This is a genomic window from Bacillus sp. AFS055030, from assembly GCF_002574545.1.
Lineage (GTDB): Bacteria > Bacillota > Bacilli > Bacillales > Bacillaceae_G > Gottfriedia.
This window is the reverse complement of sequence record NZ_NUGT01000021.1, coordinates 94,098-101,801: the sequence shown is the minus strand read 5'-3', so window position 1 is coordinate 101,801 and position 7,704 is coordinate 94,098. Positions and strand designations below refer to the sequence as shown.

Annotated in this window: 6 protein-coding genes; all 6 read right to left on the bottom strand. The window is 36.6% G+C overall.

Translation table 11 applies throughout. From position 1 onward, the window contains the following. A partial coding sequence (locus CN925_RS10445; protein ID WP_142339217.1) for an acyl-CoA dehydrogenase family protein occupies nucleotides 1-315 on the bottom strand: 315 nt, incomplete at its 3' end. A 12-nt stretch (nucleotides 316-327) separates the two neighbouring features. Further along, nucleotides 328-1,512: a CaiB/BaiF CoA transferase family protein gene (locus CN925_RS10440; RefSeq protein WP_098846197.1), complete on the bottom strand. Its 1,185-nt coding sequence runs from the start codon at nucleotides 1,510-1,512 to the stop codon at nucleotides 328-330. A 111-nt stretch (nucleotides 1,513-1,623) separates the two neighbouring features. Next, on the bottom strand, nucleotides 1,624-3,081 hold the full coding sequence (locus CN925_RS10435) for an NAD-dependent succinate-semialdehyde dehydrogenase (RefSeq protein ID WP_098846196.1): 1,458 nt from the start codon (nucleotides 3,079-3,081) through the stop codon (nucleotides 1,624-1,626). Beyond that, nucleotides 3,078-4,448 (bottom strand): 4-aminobutyrate--2-oxoglutarate transaminase, encoded by a 1,371-nt coding sequence (gene gabT / locus CN925_RS10430; protein WP_098846195.1) that lies wholly within the window; start codon nucleotides 4,446-4,448, stop codon nucleotides 3,078-3,080. The genes CN925_RS10435 and gabT overlap by 4 nt, the downstream gene beginning before the upstream one ends. A 78-nt stretch (nucleotides 4,449-4,526) precedes the next feature. After that, entirely contained in the window at nucleotides 4,527-5,897 is a 1,371-nt protein-coding gene (locus CN925_RS10425) for a putrescine aminotransferase (RefSeq protein ID WP_098846194.1), read from the bottom strand. Between the two features lie 71 nt (nucleotides 5,898-5,968). Next, complete coding sequence (locus CN925_RS10420) at nucleotides 5,969-7,462, bottom strand: aldehyde dehydrogenase family protein (protein ID WP_098846193.1); 1,494 nt, start codon at nucleotides 7,460-7,462, stop codon at nucleotides 5,969-5,971. Nucleotides 7,463-7,704 lie beyond the last annotated feature (242 nt).

Sequence of the window (7,704 nt, the reverse complement as noted above, 5' to 3'; positions counted from 1 at the left end):
TTCTTCTGTTCCCCATTGTAGTAATGTCATACTATTTAAACCCGTATGTACGGAAACAGCAGTACGGAATGCGGTATCTCCTCGTTCTAATTCCTCACAGACAATTGCTAATGTGTTATAGTCCATTCCTACTCCACCATATTGTTCTGGAATACATACACCCATTAGTTGTAAATCTGCTAGTCGTTTTAAAATATTTGCTTCAAAATGACCTTTTTCATCCCATTCCTTTATGAAAGGGATAATTTCTCTGTCTACAAATGACCTAACTACTTTCCTGACACTAATTTGTTCCTCTGATAGTGAAAAATCCATTTCTATTTCCTCCTAAATTGTTTTATTTCGTTTCATTTCTTCTATTTCATTTTGAGAAAATCCTAGTTTACTTATTATTTCTTCTGTATGCTCACCATGTAAGGGTGGATGTCTTAATACTTCAATTGGTGTTTTTGATAATTTTAATGGTGATCCGACTAATTTTAGATCCTTTATAAAAGGATGGTTCACGTCCAACACCATTTCTCTCGATTTAGCATGTTTGGACTGTAGAGCTTCACTTACACTATTTATTGGACCATTTGGAATCCCTATTTCATCTAATAATTGCTTCCACTCATTTTTACTTTTCAACTTTAATTTATTTTGAATTAATTGCTCGATTCGTTTTCGATGCTGTAATCGACCAGTATTTGTCTTATATTTTTCATCCAATAAGTTGGGTTCATCAATTAATAAAGCAAACCTTTTAAATTGTTCATCATTCCCTACCGCTACGACTAATTCACCGTCACTTGCAGTAAAGACTTGATATGGAACGATATTTGGATGTTGGTTCCCCATTCGTTCTGGAACAATTCCACTACATAAATAATTACTAGCTACATTTACTAAAGCAGCTAGCTGAGAGTCAAACAATGAAATATCGATTTCCTGACCTTCTCCTGTACGATCTCGGTTTAAAAGAGAAGCAAGAATCCCAATACATGTAAATAGACCAGTTAAAACATCCGAAATGGCTACTCCTACTTTTGTTGGCGCTGCCTCTTTCTCACCAGTAATGCTCATTAATCCGGACATCGCTTGGATGATATAATCATATCCTGGTAAACTTGAATTCGACCCTTCACTGCCAAACCCACTAATAGACGCTAGTATGATGTCTTCTTTAATTTTTTTTAAATCTTCATAGGCAAATCCTAATTTTTCCATTGTTCCAGGTTTGAAATTTTGAACGACTACATCAGCTTCAGAAACTAGCCTTTTTAAAATCTCTTTACCTTGCTCACTTTTTAAGTTCAAAGTAATGCCTTGCTTATTGCGGTTGGCACATAAATAATAAGCGCTTTCACCTTCAACGAAAGGTGGCCCCCATCCCCTTGTTTCATCGCCATTATTTATGCTTTCTACTTTTATAACCTCTGCTCCTAAATCTCCAAGGATCATCGTACAAAAGGGTCCGGCTAGTACTCTTGTTAAGTCAATGATTTTTACTCCATGTAATGCACCTGGCAATTTTCCCACCTCTATTAATCTAGTTAATAAGCCAGTAAAACGATCAATCACAATAGTTGAATTGAATGTTTAACTGGCTTACAACTGCGCTTTGTATGAACAGTAGATATATTAGATGTCTAACCCAATTGAAATATATTTAACTTCTAAAAATTCCTCAATTCCAAAGTGACCGCCTTCTCTTCCAAGACCGCTCTCTTTATAACCACCGAATGGAACTTGTACAGCAGAAGGTGTGCCATCGTTTAATCCAATAATTCCGTACTCAAGTGCTTCTGTAACGCGGAATGAACGACTTAAGTTTTCCGTATACACATACGCCGCCAGACCGTAATTTGAATTATTTGCTCTCTCAATTACTTCTTCTTCCGTTTTAAATGTAGTAATTGGAGCTAGTGGACCAAATATTTCTTCCTTCATACATGCCATTTCATCCGTAATACCCGTTAAAATAGTAGGTGCATAATAATATCCATTTTCCTCTGAAGGTTTATTACCACTATAGACAATTTTCCCACCATTTTTAGTAGCGTCTTCAACGAGCGTTTTTACCTTTTCTAAAGCCGCATGATCAATTAGTGGACCAACATCAATTCCTTCTTCTAAACCGTTACCCACTTTTAATTTTTCTAGCTCTTTTGTAAATAACGCTGTAAATTCTTCGGCTACACTTTCCTGTACATAAATACGATTTGTACAAATGCAAGTTTGACCTGCATTGCGGAATTTTGACTGAACTAAACCAACCGCTGCTTTTGATAAATCAGCATCATCCATGACAATAAACGGTGCATTTCCACCAAGTTCTAGCGAAACCTTTTTGACATTCTCTGCTGCGCCTTTCATTAGTGTTTTACCTACTTCTGTCGATCCAGTGAAAGTAATCTTTGTTACTCTTGGATCTTTTAACCATACATCGCCAATTTCAGATGACTTACCAGTAACGACATTAATTACACCTTTTGGAATACCCGCTTCATGAGCAAGTTCTGCAAGCTTTAATGCTGTTAGAGGTGTTTGAGTAGCTGGTTTAATAACCGTAGTACAACCAGCTGCAAGTGCTGGAGCAACTTTTCTAGTAATCATAGCAGCCGGAAAATTCCACGGTGTAATTGCTGCTACAACTCCTACAGGTTCTTTTCTAATTAAAATTCGTTTATTAGGTTGTGTTGCAGGAATTGTTTCCCCGTATACACGTTTGCCTTCTTCTGCATACCAAGAAATAAATCCATTTGCATAAGCAGTCTCGCCTAGCGCTTCTTTTAATGGTTTACCTTGCTCAATTGTCATTAATCTAGCAATTTCTTCTTTCTTTTCGTCAATGAGACGATACCAATTCATTAATAAATGATATCTTTCTTCTGCTGTCTTTTTAGACCAAGTTTTAAATGCTGTATGTGCAGCATCAACAGCTAATTTAGCTTCATATGTACCACCTGTTGGAATTGCTCCTATGACTGCACCAGTTGCAGGATTTGTAACCTTCGTATAATATTCATGATCATTCCCAACCCATGTACCATCTATATACATTGGGTATACTTCATATTTCTCTTTAATTTGGCTCATGAGTTTACCTCCAATTGTAATTCTGGTACTAATACAGCTTCGATTGACTCCCTTAAAATATCAAGTCCTTCTTCAAGCTGTTCATCTGTAATCGTTAGCGGCATTAACAAACGAATCACATTGCCAAAAATACCTGCGCTTAACAACATTAACCCTCTATTGTTCGCCTCTTTTACAATCTTTCCAACTGTCACTTTATCTGGTGTTTTATCTTTTTTATTTGTTACAATCTCCATCGCACACATTGCGCCAATTCCGCGAATATCACCTATTTGTTCAAACTGTTTAGCCCATTTATGCATTTCTTCATTAACCTTTTCGCCGATTACAACAGCTCGCTCATTTAATTCTTCTTCCTCAATGATATCAAGTACTGCTAATGCTGCACGACATCCAAGAGGGCTACCAGAGTATGTTCCGCCTATTTCACCAGCATCAGAAGCTTCCATAATTTCTTTTCTACCGATTACGCCACTAATAGGTACTCCTGCACCCATTGATTTTGAAATTGTAATTAAATCAGGCTCAATTCCAAAGTGCTCAATTGCAAAATATTTACCTGTTCTAGCAAAACCAGTTTGAATCTCATCAGCTACAAATAATATGCCATATTGTGTACAGATTTCTCTAACCCTTTTTACAAAGTCAAGATCAGGTACAATAAAGCCACCTTCGCCTTGGATTGGTTCCATCACGACTGCAGCAATCGTTTCTGGTGCAACCTCTGCAATCAAAAATTGTTCAAATTGTTCAATGATAAATTTACTATATTCTTTTTCATCCATTTGATCTGGACGACGGTAAACATATGGATATGGTGCTTTATATACTTCAGGAGCGAATGGTCCAAATCCATATTTGTAAGGCTTAACTTTACTTGTCATCGTCATTGTCATTAATGTTCGACCATGGAATCCTCTAGTAAAAGAAATAATTCCTTGACGTTTTGTATACTTTCTTGCGATCTTCACCGCATTTTCAACAGCTTCTGCGCCACTATTAAAAAATGCTACTTGCTTTTCAAAACTTCCAGGTGAAAGATCTGCTAATCTTTCAGCGAGCTGAATATAAGATTCATACATCATGACATTAAAACCTGTGTGAATATAATCACCGGCCTGAGCTTGAAGCGCCCTTACTACTCTAGGATGGGAATGGCCCACATTTATCGTTCCAATTGCACCTGCAAAGTCAATAAACGTATTACCATCAATATCCTCTACTAATGCACCCTTTGCTTTTTTTACAAATGCTGCGCTATTATTACTAATCCCTTTTGGAACCACTTTATTTCTTCGAGCAACCAACTCTTGTGATTTTGGTCCTGGAATTGACGTTTGTAATTTAACGAATTTACGATCTGCCATAATTGCACCATCCTATCTATAACGATTTTTGTAATGAAAGCATGTCATGATTATTAAAGTCATGACATGCGAAAGGTATTAAACTTCAATAGTAGATAAAATCTCTTTAAATGCACTTACTACAGTATCAACTTCTTCATAGCTAATTTTTAAGGAAGGCTCGATACGAATTGTTTTTGAGTTAATTAACGTACCAGCAACTAGGATCCCTTTATCAAACATTCCTTTAGAAACTTCATAGCCAATTTCATCCTGATGGAACTCAATTCCAATCATTAAACCTTGACCACGAATTTCTAAAACTTTGTCTTCATGTCCTTTTGCTGCTTCTTTTAATTGATCTAAGAAGTAAGCTCCAACTACTTCTGCTCTTTCAGGTAATTTTTCTTCAAGAAGAACACTGATTGTAGCAATAGCAGCTGCACATGCTAATGGATTTCCACCAAATGTTGTTGTATGCATAAATGGGTTTGGGAACCAGCTTTTGAATACTTCTTCTTTTGCAACTACAGCTCCAGCAGGCATTACTCCGCCACCGAATGCTTTAGCAAGACAAATAATATCTGGAACTACTTCATATAATTCAGCAGCAAACATTTTACCAGTACGTCCCATACCTGTTTGAACCTCGTCAAAAATTAATAGAGCTCCGTACTCATCACATAGTTCACGAACTTCTTTTAAGTAGTTTGGAGGAGGAAGAATAATTCCACCTTCACCTTGAATTGGCTCAAGTATAACTGCCGCAACATCTTCACCTACTAAAGAGCAAGTTTCAAATGTTTTTCGCATCATATCAATGTCACCAAATGGTACATGACGGAATCCAGGAATTAATGGTAAAAACGGTTTTCTGAACATGCCTTTTGCAGTTCCAGATAAAGAACCTAAACTTTTTCCGTGGAATGCACGTGTTGTTGAGATAAATGTACTGCGCTCACTATACATTTTTGCAAGCTTTAATGCCGCTTCAACACTTTCAGTACCACTATTTGTAAAGAATGAGTATTTTAAATCACCAGGTGTAATTTCAGCTAAAATTTTAGCAAGCATAGCACGTAATGGATCTAATAAATCTTGGCTATGAAGTGCTTGTCTTTTTAACTGATCTGTCACAGCTTTAATAACTTTTGGATGACGGTGCCCAACATTATAAATTCCAAATCCGCCTAAACAATCAATATACTCTTTACCATTTACGTCTTTAAAACATGAGCCGCTATCAGACCATTCAACCGCTGCGAATTGACCGCCTTCTGTAACAGTTTTACGGTAAGCAAGGAAACCTGGGTTAACATGTTCTCTAAAACCATCAACTGTTTCCTTAGTGATCCATGCAGCGTCTTCTTCTGTAACAGACTCTTTTTCTATTAAACTTAAAACCTTATTAATGTACTCGGTTACGTTTTTTTCTTCACTTTTTAATTCGTTTTTTAAGTTGATACTCATTTTGTTCACTCCTATAGTCGTTTTATCTATTTTTTTCTTCCCTATTTGTCTCTTCTTATAACTGCCAAAATTTATTCTGCAAACCATCCGATTGGTTCAACTTGTAAGTTAATGTTAATTTGCTTAACTTCTTGGAATTCTTCTAACCCAAATGTACCTAAGCTACGTCCTACACCGCTTTGTTTGTAGCCGCCCCAAGGTGCTTCATTGTATGTTGGGTGGTATGAGTTAATCCAAGTAATGCCCGAACGTAGCTTTTTAATTACTCTTAATGCTTTCGCTCCATCTTTACTAAAGACAGCTCCTGCTAAACCATATACAGTGCCATTGGCAAGTTTTAACGCTTCTTCTTCAGACTTAAACTTTTGGATACACACGACTGGACCAAAAATTTCCTCTTGGACAATGCGCATATTTTGTTCAACGTCTGCAAAAACAGTCGGTTCAACAAAATAACCTTTTTCTAAACCATTTTTTTCGATTCGATTTCCTCCGCAAACAAGTCTTGCGCCTTCTTCCTTGCCTATTTGTATATAGCTTAAAACTTTTTCTAAATGCTCTTTACTAACTAGTGGCCCCATCTCTGTTTCAGCTACATTCCCAGGACCTACTTTGATTTTCTTAGCACGCTCTACAAAACGATCTACAAAACGATCATAAATAGATTCTTCTACTAAAATTCTTGATCCAGCTGAACAAACTTGACCTGAACCTGCATAGATTCCAAATAAAGCATAATCGACAGCCGTTTCGAAATCTGCATCTGCAAAAATGATATTCGGAGATTTCCCACCAAGCTCAAGTGATACTTTTTTCATTGTATCTGCCGCTGTTTTCATAATATGTTTGCCCGTTTTTGTTCCACCTGTGAATGAAACCATATCAACATCAGGGTTGGCAGCGATTTCATTTCCAACTACTGGACCAGCTCCCATTACCATGTTTGCTACACCTTGTGGAAGACCAACCTCTTCAAAAATTTCAAATAATTTCTTAGGAGTCACTGGTGTTACCTCTGAAGGTTTGAAAACAATTGTATTACCTGCCGCTAGTGCTGGAGCAATTTTCCATACACTCATTAATAATGGATAGTTCCAAGGAACAATTAATCCACATACTCCAATTGGTTCGCGAACAACCATAGCCTGCATTGGATCTGCTACATGGTAAGTAAATCCATCTGGCTTTGTAATCAATCCTGCATAATAACGAAAGCAAGCTGCCGCATCAGCAACATCAAATCCTGCTTCACGATTTGTTTTTCCATTATCTAATGTTTCAAGTTTCGTTAATTCTTCTTGATACTCTTCTATTTTGTCTGCAATTTTAAATAAGTAAGTTGCTCTTTCTTGAGCAGATAAATCAGACCATCTTCCATCATTGAATGCTTTACGAGCAACATCAATTGCTTTTTTCGCATCTTCAACAGTACCTTCGGGAGCATATGCAATGATTTCTCCATTCGCTGGATTAATAACAGGGCGTTTCTCATGATTACTAGAATCTTTCCATTCGCCATTAATAAACATCTTTAAATCAATTGTTTTAAATTGAACATCGACCATTGTATATAAACCCTCCTTAATTTCTTCACAACTTATTAGATTGCAAGAACTGTGCCAACTTTAATGCACTTAATTTATAAGGGTTTTCCTTCCATAACCTGTACATTATTATTCAAATTTGCATAACACTATTACGCTGTGCATAATCTTGGAAACTAGTAAAACTTCTGTAAACTATTTTGCGTAAAACGACATATTATGAAAGTTCATCGCATAGGCTAAAACACCATGAAAGGAGGAAA

Bases quoted from the DNA above. Each gene is read 5' to 3' on its own strand.
- CN925_RS10435 (WP_098846196.1), bottom strand. From the start codon at position 3,081: ATGAGCCAAATTAAAGAGAAATATGAAGTATACCCAATGTATATAGAT.
- gabT (WP_098846195.1), bottom strand. From the start codon at position 4,448: ATGGCAGATCGTAAATTCGTTAAATTACAAACGTCAATTCCAGGACCA.
- CN925_RS10425 (WP_098846194.1), bottom strand. From the start codon at position 5,897: ATGAGTATCAACTTAAAAAACGAATTAAAAAGTGAAGAAAAAAACGTA.
- CN925_RS10420 (WP_098846193.1), bottom strand. From the start codon at position 7,462: ATGGTCGATGTTCAATTTAAAACAATTGATTTAAAGATGTTTATTAAT.